General features: G+C 66.7%; 1 pseudogene. It reads left to right on the plus strand.

Going from position 1 to position 207, the window contains the following annotated elements:
- Positions 1–171 (plus strand): annotated as a pseudogene (locus tag KJQ96_RS39975) (5-methyltetrahydropteroyltriglutamate--homocysteine methyltransferase); the annotation flags it as partial.
- Positions 172–207 lie beyond the last annotated feature (36 nt).

Below are 207 nucleotides of genomic sequence, written 5' to 3' on the forward strand. Positions count from 1 at the left end.
GCCGCCGATGTGGTGGCCGGCCGCATCCGCAACGGCCTCAAGCACGTCGCCTCCGACCGACTGGTCATCGCGCCCGATTGCGGCATGAAATACATGCCGCGCCATGTCGCGTTTGGGAAATTGAAAGCGATGTGCGACGCCGCAGCGACGGTGCGCAAGGAGATCAGCTAAGCGGCCTGCCCTGCAGCCACGCCGCGCCTCGCGCAT

This window comes from Bradyrhizobium sp. sGM-13, assembly GCF_018398875.1.
GTDB lineage: Bacteria > Pseudomonadota > Alphaproteobacteria > Rhizobiales > Xanthobacteraceae > Bradyrhizobium.